Below are 17829 nucleotides of genomic sequence, written 5' to 3' on the forward strand. Positions count from 1 at the left end.
AAAAAATGTGGGTGATGGAATATGAAGAAACTACTTATCGGTAGTCTATTAACGTTAGCAATGACATGGGGTATTTCATTAGCGGATACAGCTTTAGAGAAAAGCCAAGTAATTTCTCATGATGATCAAGAGGTACAATTAGCTTCAGATATGCCTTTTGAGTTTTAAAAAAAACAACCGTCTTACTTAGACGGTTGTTTTTTTATGTAGTAACATCCAAACGTCTTTACTAGAAACAGGTTTGCTAATAAAGAATCCTTGAATGTGATCACAATTTTGTTTATGTAAAAATTCCCATTCTTCTTCCGTTTCTACACCTTCTGCAATCACTTTTAAATTTAGTTGCTTTGATAGTGTAATAATGGAAGAGACAATTGCTTCTTCTAAAGGACTAGTTGTAATTCCACAAATAAACTCTCGAGCGATTTTTAATGTGTTGATTGGATATTTTGTTAAATAAGCTAAAGAACTATAACCAGTTCCAAAGTCGTCGATTGAAATTTGAATACCGAGATTTTGAAGTTGTTCGAGTTTTGCAACTACAGATTGATTTTGATTAATTGCGATGCTTTCCGTAATTTCAATATCTAGTGCTTCTGGTTTCAGTTCTGTTTCTTCCAATACCTTTGAAATAGTTGGGATTAAATCTGCATGGTTAAATTGAACAACAGATAGATTTACACCAACTTTTAAGTGAGAGAAACCTTGATTATGCCATCTTTTTGCCTCTAAACAAGCAGTACGTAAAATCCAATTGCCAAGTTCAATAATAAAACCAGTTTCCTCTGCTAGAGGGATAAATTGGGCAGGAGATACGATACCGAGTTTTGGATGCTTCCAACGTATTAATGCTTCAAAACCGATAATTTGTTTTGTTTTTGTGCTTACTTGTGGCTGGTATTCAAGGAAAAATTCATTTTGTTGTAATGCTTTTGAAAGTTCACCTTCTAAGAATTGAATTTCATTTTGAGCGATACTCATTTCTTTTGAGAAGAAAACAAATCTGTTTTTTCCATTTGCTTTCGCACGATACATAGCCATATCAGCATTTTTCATTAACTCATTTACATCAGTTCCATAATCAGGGTACATCGCAATTCCGATACTTGGTGTAATAGAGAGTTCTTCGCCTTGAATGAAGAATGGTTTGTTTAAAATAGTTAAAATCTGTTCAGCTATAAAAATTGCACTTTTTTCTGAGTACATTTCTGGCAATAGAATTGTAAACTCATCTCCACCTTGGCGAGCGACGATATCTTTTGAACGCAAGCAACCGCGTAATCTTTTTGCTACTTCAATTAATAATAAATCTCCAACGTCATGGCCAAGTCTATCGTTAATTTTTTTAAATCGATCTAAATCAAGGAATATGACGGCGACATCATTTGCGTTAGTTTGGGCTGTATTTAAAATGGCTTTTAAATCTTTTTCGAACTTTCGACGATTTGGTAATCCAGTAAGTGCATCGTGAAAGGCTAAATGTTCTACTTGTTTTTGTTTTTCATATAAGGTGGTAATATCACGTGCTATCCCAAACATTCCGACCACTTCTTTGTTTATAAAAGTAGGGATAAGTGTAATATGGAGATAATAATAATAGCCTTCTTGTTCTTTTGTACGAACTTCTAACGTTTGTGGCCTACCTTCCTTTGTAATTTGTAAAGCCTTCTTTAGTAGTTCGTGGTCTTTTGAATCAATGAAGTGTACCAGAGAATAGCTTGCCACTTCGCAATAATAGGCAGTAAATAAGCTTTCGCACGCCTTATTAGATTGTTGAAAAATGCCATTCATATTTAAAGAGAAAACGGCATCGGGATGGTCCTCGAATAAAGATTTATAACGTTGTTCACTTTTTGATAATGCAAATGCACCTTCTTCAACTTCGTCCTCTAGTTGTGTAGTCAACTGTTCATATGTATGAATTAGTGCTTGATTATCTTTCCACATGTAAAGTTGCCGCAAGAATAACAAAATAAGTGATAATACGAGACCGATTAACATGAATTTATCATCCCAAGGTTGAATGATAATAAAAGAAAAAGTAATAATTATACTAAAATAAGGTAGTATAAAACGTACATAATCGAATCGATAATATTTTGTTTTCGTTTCATGCTGCATTGGTTTATCTAAAATATATAGTATGGAAGAAAGTCCAATTAATAAAATAGAAGCAGTGTGTATTAAATAATTAATTTCAGCAGAAGTTTTCATCCCAAAATTCAATTGAAACAGATGAATATAACCGTATACGAGTATAATAGTGAAACCGATAATTAATGCAATTCTACTAGAAGAATATTGTTCTCTTCTATATAGGCTAATAACGGCGTAAATTACTAATGATTGTGCAATGAAATACCCAATTAAAATCCAAGTATCCTTTGTTAACATGCGGAAGCTTGAAAGGTCTAAGATAAAAGTTAAGGTGAAATAAATGTTCATAATAATAATAAAGATGCTATCGAATGAAAATTGAGAAAGCCCCTTAATAGAATAATTTTTTATAAACTTTATAGCAAATCCAACAAAGAGCAAAATATATTGTATGATAAAAAAAGGTAATGCTTTATATGAAAATATAGATTGATCATGTATAGAAAGTGAACTAAGAAATAGGGTTATCTCCATAACTAATCCACATAGGCAAGTGCATAGTAATAAAATCCAAAATAGTTTATCACTGCGTTTCATTCTCTTAATAGCTTTATATAAACAGTGACAAGAAAAAAGTGCAGCGAAACAGAATAAGAAAAGAATTCCAATCTCCTTTATATGCGACTCATTTGGAATAAAGAGTATCCAAAGAGCAAATATAGATATGTATATTATGACAAATTGTACATATTTTTTTTGATTAATCATATTATGACTCCGTTTCAATAAAGTTGAATCTCGAGGGAATGCTAATTTAAATAATAGCATATAAAATAGGATGTTTTTTACTATAAAAATTACTTTTTTGAAAAAATGGTGCAAAGTTACAATTTACCACTGTAACATTGCACCACTTATTCTTTTAATTCCTCTTATAGCAGAAAGTTCATCTATTAATTGGAATAATGCTAAGTCTTTTTGTTTACTTTCAATCATAATATCGAAATTATGATTGTGTTTTTTTGCAATGTGTAAGAAAGGCTTAATAAACTCTAAATCGATATATTCAGCATGAGCCCTAAATTCTTTTTCCGATCTCGGGGAGGAAATGTGAACTTTAGGAGAGATATTTGTATGTGACCAAGTTTCAAAAATTGCAGGAAGCAACTCTTCTAGTGGTTCCTCGCAAAGATTGGCCATATGATGATGATAATCAAATACAAATGGAATATTTTCTTTTTGGCAAATGGATAAAGTTTCAGCGGTTGTATAGGTTTTATCATCATTTTCAAGAGTCATTTGTTTTTTTATATGTGTAGGAAGTTTTTTTATGTTTTCATGGAAGCGCTCAATCGCCTTTTCTTTATTTCCATAGGCTCCACCTACATGAATATTAATGTAAGAAGAATCTGCAATGCCTATAGCATCCAATATTTTATAATGATAAGTCATATCCGTAATAGCGTTAGTAGTAATATGTGGCTTGTCGCTTGTAAATAGCGTAAATTGATTTGGATGAAAACTTATTCGTAAATTGTGTTCTTTAATTAAAGCCCCTATTTTACGCCAAAGTGGTGTGAATACCCCAATATAGTCAAACTCGACTTCGGGATGTGTTGCAAGTGGGACGATGGAAGACGATAGGCGATATAGTGGGATTTCATGCGCTATATTGTAATGAAGGATACGTATTGTGTGCTCTAAATTTTGCCTTATAACATGGTACAGTTTGTCTTCTCGTTCTTGCTTGCTAAGTTTCTTAAAGCTTGTAAACGTCATTGTTTTGGCAGGAGAACAGTCCCAGAGTGCCATTGCATGTGAGACATATCCAAACCGTATAAGCATATGAGATACACCTCTTTTATTCATTGTCTTTCCTATAAAAAGAAAGCAAACATTGTTCCAATCCATTCCTTTCCTCTATCGATAAGAGAAGGCGGGTTTACATCGCTATAGGAAAGTACAGATGCATTCTCTAGATCTTCATGGAATTTCTTTTTTACTGTTTGAATGAAATGTTTATTATATAACAGGCAGTTTATTTCATGGTTAATATATAAACTTCTCATATCAAAGTTTGCTGTTCCGATATCGCAAATATCATCGTCTACTATAATAATTTTGGCGTGAAAAAAACCTTGTTGAAATGCATAAATATTGCAACCAGCCTGTATTAATTTTCGGCAGTACGGAAATTTGGCTTCTCGAACAAGAGGGTGATCAGCTTTTTCTGGAACAAGAATTGTGATTTGAACCCCTCTTTCTCTTGCTTTTAATAAGGCATTCATAATTTTTTTTCCAGGAATGAAATATGGTGTACCGATACAGATTTCTTTTTTTGCCGCGTTAATTAAATGTAAAAAAGTATGCTGTAAATAAGCCCCATCAGTCGGAATAAATTGATGCAGGATGGTACCTGGGTTTTGTTTTGGAAAATAAAGAGAAGCATCTAATAAATTTTGTTTCGTATCATCAAACCAGTCATGCAAAAATTGCTTTTGTAAATCTTGAACCCCTTCTCCTGTAAGACGTAAATGGTAGTCTCGCCATAATCCTAAATATTCATTATGCCCTAGATACTCTTCACCGATATTAAATCCCCCGATATAGCCGGTTTTCCCATCAATCACTGTAATTTTCCTATGATTTCGTTGATTGGCAGAAAAGAAAGGCAGAGGAAATTTTACCTTATGACAAAATGAAAAAGATACACCATGTTTTTGCAGGGAGCGAATAGCTTCGTTTGATAAAGAATGGCTGCCAAATCGATCAAGTAAAAGTCGTACTTCAATTCCTTCCTGAGCCTTATCGATCAGCAATTTTAAAAATTCACGACTGATTTTATCGTTTTTTACAATGAAGAATAAAATATGAATGTGATGCTGTGCTTGTTTTATATCAGTAAATAAAGCGTCATACAAATCTTTCCCGTATGTATAAAGGTGAAAATCACTTTGACGTAAAGGGAAAGTGCGAGAGCTTACTCGTTTTAAATGAAGAAGTCTCCCGTATGAAAGGTCAATTGTAATCCAAAGAGCAACGGATATTAACAAAAGAGATAAGTAGAGCATTAGTGAATTCCCTCCTTCGCATTCTTTTCACCTTCAGTGTGTTACAAATGATACGGGTAGCACGGCTGTTATTATAAATTTCTTTAGAGGATAGATCTTGTACTGGTTAAAGTGTCACTTTATCCCGCTTTAACGGGCAGTAAGCCTTTCGACTCAAAAACTGTTGAATAAGTAGAAGTTAGCTTGAAAATCAACTGCCCGTAAAAGCCCGATTGGTTCAACTAATAATCAGCGGGGATGAACCACCCCTGCTGATTAAAGTTTCACTTTATAGTTTCACCGAAATAAACAGCTTTATGAAAAAATGTGTTGTTCTATAACAAAAAACTGTTGACTGAATGCTCACTCATTATATAATGGGGATAGGGGATATAATTCAGAAAATTATATATTTTTGAAGATTCAAAAAAAGAAAGAAGGCTTACAAAGAGAGGGGTAGCATAAAAATGAATAGCTTACTGATCATTAATTGGCTGGCTGCCATTGCTGTTATTGCTTATGCAGGATATTTGTTTGTATATCTTATACGGACGAGAATGGCCTACATACAGTTAGGGAAAAAGATTGAATTTGACCGTCGTTTTAAAGAGCGTTGGGATCTCCTTAAGGTCAATGTTTTCGGTCAGAAAAAGCTGCTGAAAGATAAAAAAAGCGGCATCATTCACGTTATGTTCTTTTACGGATTTATTCTTGTCCAATTTGGAGCAATTGACTTCGTTTGGAAAGGACTCGCACCAGGATCACATCTTCCACTTGGACCACTATACCCTGCATTTACATTCTTCCAGGAAATTGTCACACTTGTTATTTTAATTGCAGTATTTTGGGCTTTTCATAGACGTTATGTAGAAAAGCTTGTTCGTTTAAAACGTAACTTCAAATCAGGTCTTGTTCTTATCTTTATCGGTGGTTTAATGATTTCTGTGCTACTTGGTAACGGTATGGGACTTATATGGCATGGCGAGGAGCTTTCATGGAGTGAACCAATTGCTTCTGCAATCGCTTACGTTTTTAGCGGGATAAATGAAACCGTAGCCATTTCAGTGTTCTATTTTTCTTGGTGGGTGCATTTACTAATTTTGTTAACGTTTTTAGTGTATGTTCCACAATCAAAACATGCGCATTTAATTGCAGGACCAGCTAATGTATTCTTCGGTCGTCTTTCAAACCCAGGGAAGCTTGAAAAGATTGATTTTGAAGATGAAACGCAAGAAACATTTGGTGTTGGTAAAATTGAAGACTTTAGACAAAATCAACTTATTGACTTATACGCTTGTGTAGAGTGTGGCCGTTGTACAAATATGTGTCCGGCAACAGGAACAGGAAAAATGTTATCACCGATGGACTTAATTTTAAAACTTCGCGATCATTTAACTGATAAAGGAGCTGCGGTAACATCAAAAGCACCGTGGGTTCCAGTAGTTGCCTTCAATAATACACAAGGAAATCAGTTAGCGATGATGGCAGCTGGAAAAGGGCAACAAGAATCAGCGTCTACAACGCTCGCTTACGATCCGAGTTTAATCGGAGATGTTATTACAGAAGAAGAGATCTGGGCATGTACAACGTGCCGTAACTGTGAAGATCAATGCCCAGTTATGAATGAGCATGTTGACAAAATTATTGACTTACGTCGATATCTCGTTTTGACTGAAGGGAAAATGGACGCGGAAGCACAACGCGCGATGACAAATATCGAGCGTCAAGGAAATCCGTGGGGGCTGAACCGTAAAGAGCGTGAAACATGGCGCCAAGGTGATGATGAAGTAACAGTTCCAACTGTAAAAGAAAAATCAAAAGCTGGGGAGGAATTCGAGTATTTATTCTGGGTTGGTTCAATGGGATCATACGACAATCGTAGTCAGAAGATTGCGATATCGTTTGCGAAGTTAATGAACGAAGCAGGCATTTCATTCGCAATTCTCGGTAATAAAGAAAAGAATTCTGGAGATACACCACGCCGCCTTGGAAATGAATTTGTATTCCAAGAGATGGCGACAAAGAATATCGAAGAATTTGAAAAGGCAGGAGTGAAGAAAATCGTTACGATTGATCCTCATGCTTATAACACATTTAAAAATGAGTATCCGGACTTTGGCTTGCAAGCAGAAGTCTATCATCATACAGAATTGTTAGCTCAGTGGGTGAAAGAAGGGCGCTTAAAGCCTGTTCACGCTATTGAAGAAACAGTTACGTACCATGATTCCTGTTATTTAGGAAGATACAACGAAGTGTATGAAGCGCCACGTGACATTTTGAAAGCGATTCCTGGAGTGAATCTTGTAGAAATGGCACGTAACCGTGAAACGGGAATGTGCTGTGGCGCAGGTGGTGGCTTAATGTGGATGGAAGAAACAACAGGTTCACGTATTAACGTTGCTCGTACAGAACAAGCATTAGCTGTACAGCCATCCATTATCGGTACAGGTTGTCCATATTGCTTAACGATGATCAGTGATGGAACGAAAGCGAAAGAGGTAGAAGAGAAGGTTCAAACTCTTGATGTGACAGAGATTTTAGAACGATCTGTTATCGGACAGAAAAAAGAAGCGATGTAGTTTGTAAGAATGTATACAACTTTAGAAAGAGGTGCAATGATTGCACCTCTTCTCAACGTAGGGATACCGAGCGAGCGCTCAGTGTTAAAAAATGAAATGGGGGAAAGAAACATGAGTAAAACAGTTATTTTAAGTGCTGCAAGAACACCAGTTGGAAAATTTGGAGGATCTTTAAAAGATGTAAAAGCGGCGGAACTTGGAGGAATTGCAATTAAAGCAGCGCTTGAAAGAGCAAATGTTGCGGCTAGTGATGTTGAAGAAGTTATATTTGGAACGGTTATTCAAGGTGGACAGGGGCAAATTCCATCGCGCCAAGCTGCAAGGGCTGCTGGAATCCCATGGGAAGTGCAGACGGAAACAGTGAATAAAGTTTGTGCATCAGGACTTCGTGCGGTTACGTTGGCGGATCAGATTATTCGTACTGGCGATCAATCACTAATTGTAGCTGGCGGTATGGAGTCGATGAGTAACAGTCCTTACATTTTACGCGGAGCAAGATGGGGATACAGAATGGGCAATAACGAAGTTGTTGATTTAAACGTTGCTGACGGTTTAACATGTGCATTTTCAGGTACACACATGGGCGTTTATGGCGGAGAAGTTGCGAAGGAAGATGGAATTTCTCGCGAAGCGCAAGATGAATGGGCATATCGTAGCCATCAGCGTGCGGTTTCAGCGCATAAAGAAGGGCGTTTTGAAGAGGAAATCGTGCCAGTAACGATTCCGCAAAGAAAAGGCGATCCTATTGTCGTTGCAAAGGATGAGGCGCCACGTGAAGATACAACGATTGAAAAGTTAGCAAAGTTAAAACCTGTATTTGATAAGACAGCGACGGTGACAGCTGGTAATGCGCCGGGACTAAATGATGGTGGTGCCGCACTTGTATTAATGAGCGAAGACAGAGCGAAGCAAGAAGGAAGAAAGCCATTAGCGACAATTTTGGCGCATACAGCAATTGCAGTGGAATCTAAAGATTTCCCAAGAACGCCAGGTTATGCAATTAACGCATTGCTTGAAAAAACAGGCAAGAAAATTGAAGACATCGATTTATTCGAGATTAATGAAGCATTTGCAGCGGTAGCAATTGCAAGTACAGAAATCGCAGGAATTGATCCGGAAAAATTGAATGTAAATGGCGGCGCGGTAGCGATGGGACATCCAATTGGAGCAAGCGGAGCGCGCATTATCGTTACACTAATCCATGCACTTAAGCAGCGCGGCGGCGGAATTGGAATTGCTTCGATTTGTAGCGGTGGCGGTCAAGGGGACGCAGTGATGATTGAAGTCCACTAATTAAAGTTCGAGGGTATAAAATTTATTAACAATTAAGGGGGAAGAAAAAATGGGTGTACAAAACATTGTTGTAATTGGTGCAGGGCAAATGGGATCAGGAATTGCACAAGTATGTGCAATGGCAGGATATGACGTGAAGGTACAAGATTTAAAGCAAGAGCAATTAGATAGAGGAATGGCTATCATTACGAAAAACTTAGCGCGCCAAGTAGAAAAAGGACGCATGAAGGAAGAAGAGAAGGAAGCGACATTAAATCGTCTTACAGTAACGCTTGATTTAGATTGTGTGAAAGAAGCGGATCTTATTATTGAAGCAGCTGTTGAGAAAATGGATATTAAAAAGAAAATCTTTGCGAATCTAGATGAAATTGCTCCAGAACACGCAATTTTAGCGACGAATACGTCATCTCTGCCAATTACAGAAATTGCAGCGGTAACGAAGCGTCCGGAAAAAGTAATCGGTATGCACTTTATGAATCCAGTTCCAGTTATGAAGCTTGTTGAGATTATTCGTGGTTTGGCTACCGATGATGCGGTATATGAAGCAATTGAAGATATTACGAAAAAAATTGGGAAAGTACCAGTTGAAGTGAATGATTTCCCAGGTTTTGTATCAAACCGCATTTTACTACCGATGATTAACGAAGCAATTTATACGTTATATGAAGGTGTAGCGACGAAAGAAGCAATTGATGAAGTCATGAAGCTTGGTATGAACCATCCGATGGGGCCTTTGACACTCGCTGATTTTATCGGTTTAGATACGTGTTTATACATTATGGAAGTGTTGCATGAAGGATTAGGAGATAGTAAATATCGCCCATGTCCATTATTACGTAAATATGTGAATGCAGGATGGTTAGGGCGTAAAACAGGTCGTGGATTCTACGTTTACGAATAAATGCCCCCTTTGTTACAACATAGTGGTCTTACCAAATTATTTAAAGGATATATAGCAAATGGAGGCGGAATATATGAACTTTCGTTTTAATGAAGAGCAGCAAATGATGAGGAAAATGGTTCGGGATTTTGCACAGAAGGAAATAGCTCCCTTTGTTCCTAGTATGGAACAAGGGGTGTTCCCGAAAGAGATTTTGCAAAAGATGGGTGAGCTTGGATTAATGGGTATTCCAGCGCCTGCAAAATACGGCGGGGCAGAAATGGACTTTATTTCTTACATTCTAGCAATTGAGGAAATCTCAAAGGTAAGTGCAACAGTTGGTGTAATTTTAGCTGTACATACGTCAGTTGGAATGAATCCGATTTTATATTTTGGAACAGAAGAACAGAAGAAAAAATATGTTTCTAAACTTGCAACCGGGGAATATTTAGGTGCATTTGCTTTAACAGAGCCAAATGCAGGATCAGATGCAGGGAGTTTGAAATCAAGAGCTGTGAAAAAAGGTGATCATTATATTATTAATGGATCGAAAGTGTTTATTACAAATGGTGGTGAAGCAAGTACATACATTGTATTCGCTTCTACAAATCCAGAGGCAGGAAAAAGTGGTATTTCTGCATTTATAGTAGAGAAAGATACACCTGGTTTAATCATTGGAAAAGATGAACATAAGATGGGACTTCTCGGTTCTCGTACAGTACAACTTACTTTTGAAGATATGAAAGTGCCAGCTGAGAATTTACTTGGGGAAGAAGGACAAGGATTCAAAGTGGCGATGGCGAATTTAGATGTTGGGCGAATTGGAATCGGTGCGCAGGCTTTAGGAATTGCTGAAGCGGCGCTTGGCTGTGCAATTGATTATGCAAAAGAAAGAGAGCAATTCGGGAAGCCAATTGCGGCGCAGCAAGGGATTGGCTTCAAGCTTGCAGATATGGCAACAAGTGTCGAGGCAGCAAGGTTACTCGTATATAGAGCGGCATCTCTTAGGGCACAAGGATTACCATGCGGTAAAGAAGCATCTATTGCGAAATTATTTGCTTCTAAGACAGCGGTTGAAGTCGCGATTGAGGCGGTGCAAGTATTTGGTGGTTACGGTTATACGAAAGACTATCCAGTAGAACGATTTTTCCGTGATGCGAAAATTACGCAAATATATGAAGGAACAAGTGAAATACAGAAACTTGTTATTAGCCGTGCTTTATAAAAGGGCGAGGGGGAGACGGAGATGCATTTTAAACTATCAGAAGAACATGAAATGATAAGAAAAATGGTTCGAGATTTTGCTAAAAATGAAGTGGCACCAACAGCAGCTGAGCGTGATGAAGAAGAGCGATTTGATCGAGAGTTATTTGATCAAATGGCAGAGCTTGGTTTAACTGGTATTCCATGGCCTGAAGAGTACGGTGGAATTGGAAGCGATTACTTAGCATACGTAATCGCTATTGAAGAATTATCTCGCGTTTGTGCTTCAACAGGTGTAACACTGTCTGCGCATACTTCACTTGCGGGATGGCCGATTTTTAAATTTGGGACGGAAGAGCAAAAGCAAAAGTTTTTACGGCCGATGGCTGAAGGGAAGAAAATTGGTGCATACGGCTTAACGGAACCAGGATCTGGATCGGATGCTGGTGGAATGAAGACAATCGCAAAGAGAGATGGCGATCATTATATTTTAAATGGATCAAAAATTTTCATTACAAATGGCGGTATTGCTGATATTTATGTTGTTTTTGCGCTAACTGATCCTGAATCGAAGCAGCGCGGTACGAGTGCATTTATTGTAGAAAGTGATACACCGGGATTTTCAGTTGGGAAGAAGGAGAGCAAGCTAGGGATTCGCTCTTCACCAACGACTGAAATTATGTTTGAAGATTGCCGTATTCCTGTAGAGAATCTACTTGGAGGAGAGGGGCAAGGGTTTAAAGTTGCGATGCAAACATTAGATGGAGGTCGTAACGGTATTGCGGCGCAAGCTGTTGGGATTGCACAAGGGGCTTTAGATGCTTCTGTAGAATATGCAAGGGAGCGCCATCAGTTTGGAAAACCAATTGCGGCGCAGCAAGGGATTGGCTTTAAACTTGCGGATATGGCAACAGATGTAGAAGCAGCACGCCTTTTAACATATCAAGCGGCTTGGCTTGAATCAGAAGGGCTTCCGTATGGAAAAGAATCAGCGATGTCAAAAGTATTTGCAGGCGATGCAGCGATGAAGGTGACGACTGAAGCGGTGCAAGTATTTGGTGGTTACGGTTATACGAAAGATTATCCAGTAGAGCGTTATATGCGAGATGCAAAGATTACACAAATATATGAAGGAACACAAGAGATTCAGAGGCTTGTAATTTCTCGTATGTTAACGAAGTAGGAACGAAAGCGTAGGTATTTTCCTACGCTTTTTCCTTCCAAAAAATAATAGAGAGAGGTGAAGGGAATGGTTAAACATAATGTGCATGCATCGGTGAAAGATGAAAAATTAGTTGCGTTAAGACGTGAACAAATGATTAAAGGTGCGGTGCAACTGTTTAAACAAAAAGGATTTCCGCGTACAACAACGAGAGAGATTGCAAAAGCGGCTGGGTTTAGTATAGGGACACTTTATGAGTACATTCGTACCAAAGATGATGTTTTATATTTAGTTTGTGATAGTATATATGAACATGTAAAAGAAAGATTAGAGGAAGTAGTGTGTACAGAAAAAGGGAGTATAGAAAGTTTAAAGATAGCAATAACGAATTACTTTAAAGTGATGGACGAATTACAGGAAGAAGTATTGATAATGTATCAAGAGGTACGCTTTTTACCGAAAGAATCACTTCCGTATGTATTAGAAAAGGAGTTTCAAATGGTAGGAATGTTCGAGAATATTTTAGAACAGTGTACGGAAAATGGAACATTTACATTAAATAAAAAAGAAATACAGCTTCTTGCGCATAATATTTTTATACAAGGACAGATGTGGGGATTTAGACGCTGGGCGCTGCAAAAACTGTATACGCTCGAAGAATATACAGAAATGCAAATTAGGTATGTATTGCAAGGGGCCCATATGCTTCCGAAATAAGGAACAGGCAAATTATAATTTTACTACCCTATAAAAGTTTCCCGTTTTTTTTGTAGCATATTTGTGCGACTTTTGTTTATAATGAATAGTATGGATTTTTTTAAGCAGGCCGTTATATATAAGGTTATATTTGATGAAAGGAAGTGCCGCATAAGTGGATTTTAAGCAATATTCACCAGAAGAGCTAAAAGAATGTTCAATGATTGAAGTTGTACATAGCGTTTTAGGGGATAAAAAACAAGCAACGACATTCAACGAGTTGGTTCAAGAAATCGCTCAAGTGCTGGGACTATCTCAAGAGCAAGTTAATGCGAAAATCGCACAATTTTATACAGACTTAAACATCGATGGACGTTTCATTAATTTAGGAGAAAATCGTTGGGGACTACGCAGCTGGTACCCATATGAGCAAATTGATGAAGAAATCTTGCCTCAACCAAAACCGAAGAAGAAACGTAAAGTTGAAGAAGACGGTTTTGACGACTACATTGAAGAAGACGAAGATGACTTCGACGATGCAGACGTAAGTGAAGATGAAGACGATGTAGAAGATTTGGACAAGGTTCTTGAAGAAGAAGACGGAGATGACGACGATCTTGATGATTTAGACGAAGATGACGACGACTTCGCTGAAGAAGAACTTGAGTATGATGAAACTGAAGAAGAAGAAGAGGAAGAACTGTAGTTCTTGACTTTTCATTATCGTCCATGTAGAATCATTTTTGGGCTCTTTAAAAAAGGACGATAATACTTTTAAAGTGTAAATATAAAAGAAAATTGCTCCCTACTTATTACTTTTTGTGATGAGGGGAGCAATTTTCTTTTTTGTTTTTTGTTTAGAAAATAAAAAGAGTCTAACAATAAGATGGATACAGTGTTATCTACATACGTTGCGCTTTGCAACGGTGATTATATAACAGCAAAATAGAAGGGAGCTTTTTCATGACTAAGTATATTTTTGTAACAGGCGGTGTAGTATCGTCTTTAGGAAAAGGTATTACAGCAGCATCTCTTGGGAGACTTTTAAAAAATCGTGGTTTAAACGTAACGATTCAAAAGTTTGATCCATACATTAACGTAGACCCAGGGACTATGAGCCCATACCAACACGGTGAGGTATTCGTAACAGATGATGGCGCTGAAACTGACTTAGACCTTGGTCACTATGAGCGTTTCATCGACATTAACTTAAACAAATACAGCAACGTAACAACAGGTAAAATTTACTCTTCAGTTCTTCAAAAAGAGCGTCGCGGTGAATATTTAGGAGGAACAGTTCAAGTTATTCCTCACATTACTAACGAAATTAAAGAGCGCGTATATCGTTCTGGCCGTGAAACAAATGCGGATGTTGTTATTACAGAAATCGGTGGAACTGTTGGTGATATCGAGTCTCTACCATTCTTAGAAGCAATCCGTCAAATTAAGAGCGACATCGGTCGTGACAATGTAATGTACATTCACTGTACGTTAATCCCGTACTTAAAAGCAGCGGGTGAAATGAAGACAAAACCAACACAACATAGTGTTAAAGAACTTCGTAGCTTAGGTATTCAACCAAACATTATCGTTGTTCGTACAGAAATGCCTGTTTCTCAAGATATGAAAGACAAGCTTGCATTATTCTGTGACATCGATACAAAAGCAGTTATCGAAGCTCGCGATGCAGATACTTTATATGCGGTTCCATTATCTCTTCAAGAACAAAACATGGACCAAATCGTTTGTGATCACTTAAAATTAGACAATCCAGCTGCAGATATGACAGAGTGGACTGCGCTAGTTAACAAAGTGCGTAATCTTTCTAAGAAAACAAAAATCGCTCTTGTTGGTAAATATGTAGAACTTCAAGATGCTTATATTTCTGTTGTAGAAGCACTTCGTCATGCTGGTTACTCATTCGACACAGATGTAGAAGTAAAATGGGTAAATGCTGAGCATGTAACAGCAGAAAACGTAAAAGAATTAGTTGGCGATACAGATGGTATCCTTGTACCAGGTGGCTTCGGCGATCGTGGTGTAGAAGGTAAAATCGTTGCGATTCAATATGCTCGTGAAAACAAAGTTCCATTCTTAGGAATTTGCTTAGGTATGCAACTTGCATCAATCGAATTCGCACGTAATGTATTAGGTTTAGAAGGTGCTAACTCTTCTGAAATCAACCCTGACACACCATATGCAATCATCGACTTATTACCAGAACAAAAAGATGTAGAGGACCTAGGTGGTACACTTCGTCTTGGTCTATACCCATGTAAGCTTGCTGAAGAAACAAATGCTTACAATGCTTATAATGAGCCGGTTGTATATGAGCGTCATCGTCATCGTTATGAGTTCAACAACCAGTTCCGTCCTGATATGGAAAAAGAAGGATTTGTATTCTCTGGTACAAGCCCAGACGGCCGTCTAGTTGAAATCATTGAATTAAAAGACCACCCTTGGTTCGTGGCAGCACAGTTCCACCCAGAACTTGTTTCTCGTCCAAACCGTCCACAACCATTGTTCCATGACTTCGTAAGAGCTTCTATTACGAATAAAGAGAGCAAGTAATAAAAAAAGCGCCTGAAATAAGGCGCTTTTTTTAATATTCATTTAACATTTCATCGATTGTAAATTTGATTCCGTGATAAGCAAATAAAGCTACTATTAAACTTGGGAATCCGTAGCGATTACCTTCATCGTCTGGAATAAGACCTTTTAACAGTTTTGTATCAATATGTACGTCTGTATATCGTTCGAGTGATTCCGTACCTTCTTGAAGAGCAGAAATGCCGACAATAGAGTGTCCCTCTTCTTGTAGTTTTTTTGCAATTTCTACAACCGCTTCATCTGTTGAAAAACGGCTAATAAGAAGTACACGATCTGCAGAAGTTACTTCTACTTCTTTACCATTTTCAAATAAGCGTTTTGCTTGCTTCATTGGTTCAGCACCGAATAGTGCCTCGGCAACAACGCCCTCCATTTCATTTGTACCATGTAAATAAATGAAACCATCGCCAACTAGTGCTTGAGCAAGTAAACGAGCGCTATCTTCTATATTCATTTCTTCTTTTTGAGAAACTCTGGAGAAATAACCACTTAATTGAGTTGAAAAAATTTTTAACATAATGTTACTCCCTTCGTACGTGTTTGCCGGCTTTCATTATAATTTATTTTTTTAGAAAGGTGAAATCGTAGGGTAGCATAACAAAATAGGAAACGGTAAAATAAGAAAGAATAGGAAGGAATTTGCCAAAGAATAGCGAAAATAAATCGTTAAGATATAAGAAGCTTTAAATCTTGTACTTACACAGAAAGGTTGGGAATTATGGAAGGTAAAATTTTAATCGTTGATGATCAATATGGGATTCGTGTGTTATTACATGAAGTGTTCCAAAAAGAAGGTTATCAGACATTCCAAGCAGCGAATGGATTTCAAGCTTTAGATATCGTGAAAAAAGATAATCCAGATTTAGTAGTGTTAGATATGAAAATTCCAGGCATGGATGGTATAGAGATTTTAAAGCATGTAAAAGAAATTGATGAGAGTATTAAAGTAATTTTAATGACTGCTTATGGAGAGCTTGATATGATCCAAGAAGCAAAAGATTTAGGAGCTTTAATGCATTTTGCTAAACCATTTGATATTGATGAAATTCGTCAAGCTGTGAGAAATGAGCTCGCTGTAGAGGCGTAAAAATGAATTTTTTATAAAAAATATGGAAAAAAGCGTTTACATGGACTATTGTGCAGGTGAATACGGTTGAGTTTTTGAGTACAAGTTGTTATCCTATTGAGTGTAGAAAAAAGTCCGGTATGTAGATATACATATTTTACCTTATTCTGGTCATACTACCAGCGATAAGAACTTATCGGATACAAAAAACGTTTTTTAGGAGGATTCACCATGCCTTTAGTTTCTATGAAAGAAATGCTAAACAAAGCACTAGAAGGAAAATACGCAGTTGGTCAATTCAACATGAACAACTTAGAGTGGACTCAAGCTATCTTAGCTGCTGCGGAAGAAGAAAAATCTCCTGTAATCCTAGGTGTATCTGAGGGTGCAGCTCGTCATATGACTGGTTTCAAAACAGTTGTAGCTATGGTTAAAGCTTTAATCGAAGAAATGAACATCACTGTTCCTGTAGCGATTCACCTTGACCATGGTTCAAGCTTCGAAAAATGTAAAGAAGCAATTGATGCAGGTTTCACATCTGTAATGATCGACGCTTCTCACCACCCATTCGAAGAAAACGTTGAAACTACTAAACAAGTAGTAGAATACGCACACGCTCGTAACGTATCTGTTGAAGCTGAGCTTGGAACAGTTGGCGGACAAGAAGACGACGTAATCGCTGAAGGCGTAATTTACGCTGACCCAGCAGAGTGTAAGCACCTTGTTGAAGCAACAGGTATCGATTGCCTAGCTCCAGCTTTAGGTTCTGTACACGGTCCTTACAAAGGTGAGCCTAACTTAGGATTCGCTGAAATGGAACAAGTTCGTGACTTCACTGGCGTACCTTTAGTATTACATGGTGGTACTGGTATCCCAACTGCTGATATCGAAAAAGCTATCTCTTTAGGTACTTCAAAAATCAACGTAAACACTGAGAACCAAATCGAGTTTACAAAAGCTGTTCGTGAAGTATTAAACAAAGACCAAGAAGTTTACGATCCTCGTAAATTTATCGGACCTGGCCGCGACGCTATCAAAGCAACTGTTATTGGTAAAATTCGCGAATTCGGTTCTAACGGTAAAGCGTAAGAATAAAATTCCGTTTTGGAAACCGTCTAGTCTTTTAGACGGTTTCCTTTCGTTGTATAATGAAAGCGTGAACAAGTCTAAAGATTTTATCATTTTTGGTTTTT

General features: G+C 37.5%; 15 protein-coding genes. 11 read left to right on the plus strand and 4 right to left on the minus strand.

Annotated features, from left to right (window positions below):
- The first annotated feature begins 21 nt into the window (after positions 1-21).
- Positions 22-168, plus strand: coding sequence for a quorum-sensing peptide PapR (locus tag ACTFRU_RS18395; protein ID WP_000734744.1), 147 nt, complete (start codon positions 22-24; stop codon positions 166-168).
- Positions 169-186: 18 nt separating this feature from the next.
- On the opposite strand, the gene ACTFRU_RS18400 is transcribed toward ACTFRU_RS18395, so the two are convergent.
- The 3 genes from ACTFRU_RS18400 to cls form a co-directional block, all read right to left on the minus strand.
- Positions 187-2865, minus strand: a complete 2679-nt coding sequence (locus ACTFRU_RS18400; protein ID WP_016123891.1) for a DUF4084 domain-containing protein — start codon at positions 2863-2865, stop codon at positions 187-189.
- Between the two features lie 123 nt (positions 2866-2988).
- Complete coding sequence (uvsE, locus tag ACTFRU_RS18405; protein ID WP_011110499.1) at positions 2989-3942, minus strand: UV DNA damage repair endonuclease UvsE; 954 nt, start codon at positions 3940-3942, stop codon at positions 2989-2991.
- 32 nt (positions 3943-3974) lie between these two features.
- Entirely contained in the window at positions 3975-5168 is a 1194-nt protein-coding gene (gene cls / locus ACTFRU_RS18410; protein ID WP_000966423.1) for a cardiolipin synthase, read from the minus strand.
- 446 nt (positions 5169-5614) lie between these two features.
- On the opposite strand from cls, the gene ACTFRU_RS18415 reads away from it, so the two are divergent.
- The 8 genes from ACTFRU_RS18415 (at position 5615) to pyrG (ending at position 15531) form a co-directional block, all read left to right on the plus strand.
- The gene (locus ACTFRU_RS18415; protein WP_001086776.1) at positions 5615-7726 is read left to right on the plus strand and encodes a heterodisulfide reductase-related iron-sulfur binding cluster; all 2112 of its coding nucleotides are present in this window, start codon (positions 5615-5617) and stop codon (positions 7724-7726) included.
- A gap of 9 nt (positions 7727-7735) precedes the next feature.
- A complete protein-coding gene (locus tag ACTFRU_RS18420; protein WP_002025101.1) occupies positions 7736-9019 on the plus strand; it encodes an acetyl-CoA C-acetyltransferase in 1284 nt (427 codons plus the stop codon).
- Positions 9020-9068: 49 nt separating this feature from the next.
- A complete protein-coding gene (locus ACTFRU_RS18425) occupies positions 9069-9920 on the plus strand; it encodes a 3-hydroxybutyryl-CoA dehydrogenase (RefSeq protein WP_000538880.1) in 852 nt (283 codons plus the stop codon).
- Positions 9921-9993: 73 nt separating this feature from the next.
- A complete protein-coding gene (locus ACTFRU_RS18430; protein WP_001011179.1) occupies positions 9994-11124 on the plus strand; it encodes an acyl-CoA dehydrogenase in 1131 nt (376 codons plus the stop codon).
- Positions 11125-11145: 21 nt separating this feature from the next.
- Complete coding sequence (acdA, locus tag ACTFRU_RS18435; RefSeq protein WP_000545545.1) at positions 11146-12285, plus strand: acyl-CoA dehydrogenase AcdA; 1140 nt, start codon at positions 11146-11148, stop codon at positions 12283-12285.
- A 66-nt stretch (positions 12286-12351) separates the two neighbouring features.
- On the plus strand, positions 12352-12981 hold the full coding sequence (locus tag ACTFRU_RS18440; RefSeq protein WP_000238599.1) for a TetR/AcrR family transcriptional regulator: 630 nt from the start codon (positions 12352-12354) through the stop codon (positions 12979-12981).
- A 154-nt stretch (positions 12982-13135) separates the two neighbouring features.
- Complete coding sequence (rpoE, locus tag ACTFRU_RS18445; RefSeq protein WP_000346280.1) at positions 13136-13666, plus strand: DNA-directed RNA polymerase subunit delta; 531 nt, start codon at positions 13136-13138, stop codon at positions 13664-13666.
- Between the two features lie 257 nt (positions 13667-13923).
- Entirely contained in the window at positions 13924-15531 is a 1608-nt protein-coding gene (gene pyrG, locus ACTFRU_RS18450) for a CTP synthase (RefSeq protein WP_000170460.1), read from the plus strand.
- 31 nt (positions 15532-15562) lie between these two features.
- Here the strand turns inward: pyrG and ACTFRU_RS18455 are convergent, their stop codons facing one another.
- On the minus strand, positions 15563-16087 hold the full coding sequence (locus tag ACTFRU_RS18455; RefSeq protein ID WP_000912404.1) for a DUF2529 domain-containing protein: 525 nt from the start codon (positions 16085-16087) through the stop codon (positions 15563-15565).
- A 201-nt stretch (positions 16088-16288) separates the two neighbouring features.
- Here ACTFRU_RS18455 and spo0F point away from each other — a divergent pair, with 201 nt between their 5' ends.
- Together spo0F and ACTFRU_RS18465 are read left to right on the plus strand one after the other, a co-directional pair.
- Complete coding sequence (gene spo0F / locus ACTFRU_RS18460; protein WP_000398594.1) at positions 16289-16657, plus strand: sporulation initiation phosphotransferase Spo0F; 369 nt, start codon at positions 16289-16291, stop codon at positions 16655-16657.
- Between the two features lie 210 nt (positions 16658-16867).
- Entirely contained in the window at positions 16868-17725 is an 858-nt protein-coding gene (locus ACTFRU_RS18465; protein ID WP_001131855.1) for a class II fructose-bisphosphate aldolase, read from the plus strand.
- Positions 17726-17829: the final 104 nt, after the last annotated feature.

The organism is Bacillus cereus group sp. MYBK220-1 (assembly GCF_051916445.1).
Lineage (GTDB): Bacteria > Bacillota > Bacilli > Bacillales > Bacillaceae_G > Bacillus_A > Bacillus_A cereus.

What these genes read in the sequence shown, in the direction of transcription:
- ACTFRU_RS18440 (WP_000238599.1), top strand. Translation starts at nt 12,352, where the DNA reads ATGGTTAAACATAATGTGCATGCATCGGTGAAAGATGAAAAATTAGTT.
- acdA (WP_000545545.1), top strand. Translation starts at nt 11,146, where the DNA reads ATGCATTTTAAACTATCAGAAGAACATGAAATGATAAGAAAAATGGTT.
- ACTFRU_RS18395 (WP_000734744.1), top strand. Translation starts at nt 22, where the DNA reads ATGAAGAAACTACTTATCGGTAGTCTATTAACGTTAGCAATGACATGG.
- ACTFRU_RS18400 (WP_016123891.1), bottom strand. Translation starts at nt 2,865, where the DNA reads ATGATTAATCAAAAAAAATATGTACAATTTGTCATAATATACATATCT.
- ACTFRU_RS18420 (WP_002025101.1), top strand. Translation starts at nt 7,736, where the DNA reads ATGTATACAACTTTAGAAAGAGGTGCAATGATTGCACCTCTTCTCAAC.
- spo0F (WP_000398594.1), top strand. Translation starts at nt 16,289, where the DNA reads ATGGAAGGTAAAATTTTAATCGTTGATGATCAATATGGGATTCGTGTG.
- ACTFRU_RS18430 (WP_001011179.1), top strand. Translation starts at nt 9,994, where the DNA reads ATGAACTTTCGTTTTAATGAAGAGCAGCAAATGATGAGGAAAATGGTT.
- ACTFRU_RS18465 (WP_001131855.1), top strand. Translation starts at nt 16,868, where the DNA reads ATGCCTTTAGTTTCTATGAAAGAAATGCTAAACAAAGCACTAGAAGGA.
- uvsE (WP_011110499.1), bottom strand. Translation starts at nt 3,942, where the DNA reads ATGCTTATACGGTTTGGATATGTCTCACATGCAATGGCACTCTGGGAC.
- ACTFRU_RS18415 (WP_001086776.1), top strand. Translation starts at nt 5,615, where the DNA reads ATGAATAGCTTACTGATCATTAATTGGCTGGCTGCCATTGCTGTTATT.
- cls (WP_000966423.1), bottom strand. Translation starts at nt 5,168, where the DNA reads ATGCTCTACTTATCTCTTTTGTTAATATCCGTTGCTCTTTGGATTACA.
- ACTFRU_RS18425 (WP_000538880.1), top strand. Translation starts at nt 9,069, where the DNA reads ATGGGTGTACAAAACATTGTTGTAATTGGTGCAGGGCAAATGGGATCA.
- ACTFRU_RS18455 (WP_000912404.1), bottom strand. Translation starts at nt 16,087, where the DNA reads ATGTTAAAAATTTTTTCAACTCAATTAAGTGGTTATTTCTCCAGAGTT.
- pyrG (WP_000170460.1), top strand. Translation starts at nt 13,924, where the DNA reads ATGACTAAGTATATTTTTGTAACAGGCGGTGTAGTATCGTCTTTAGGA.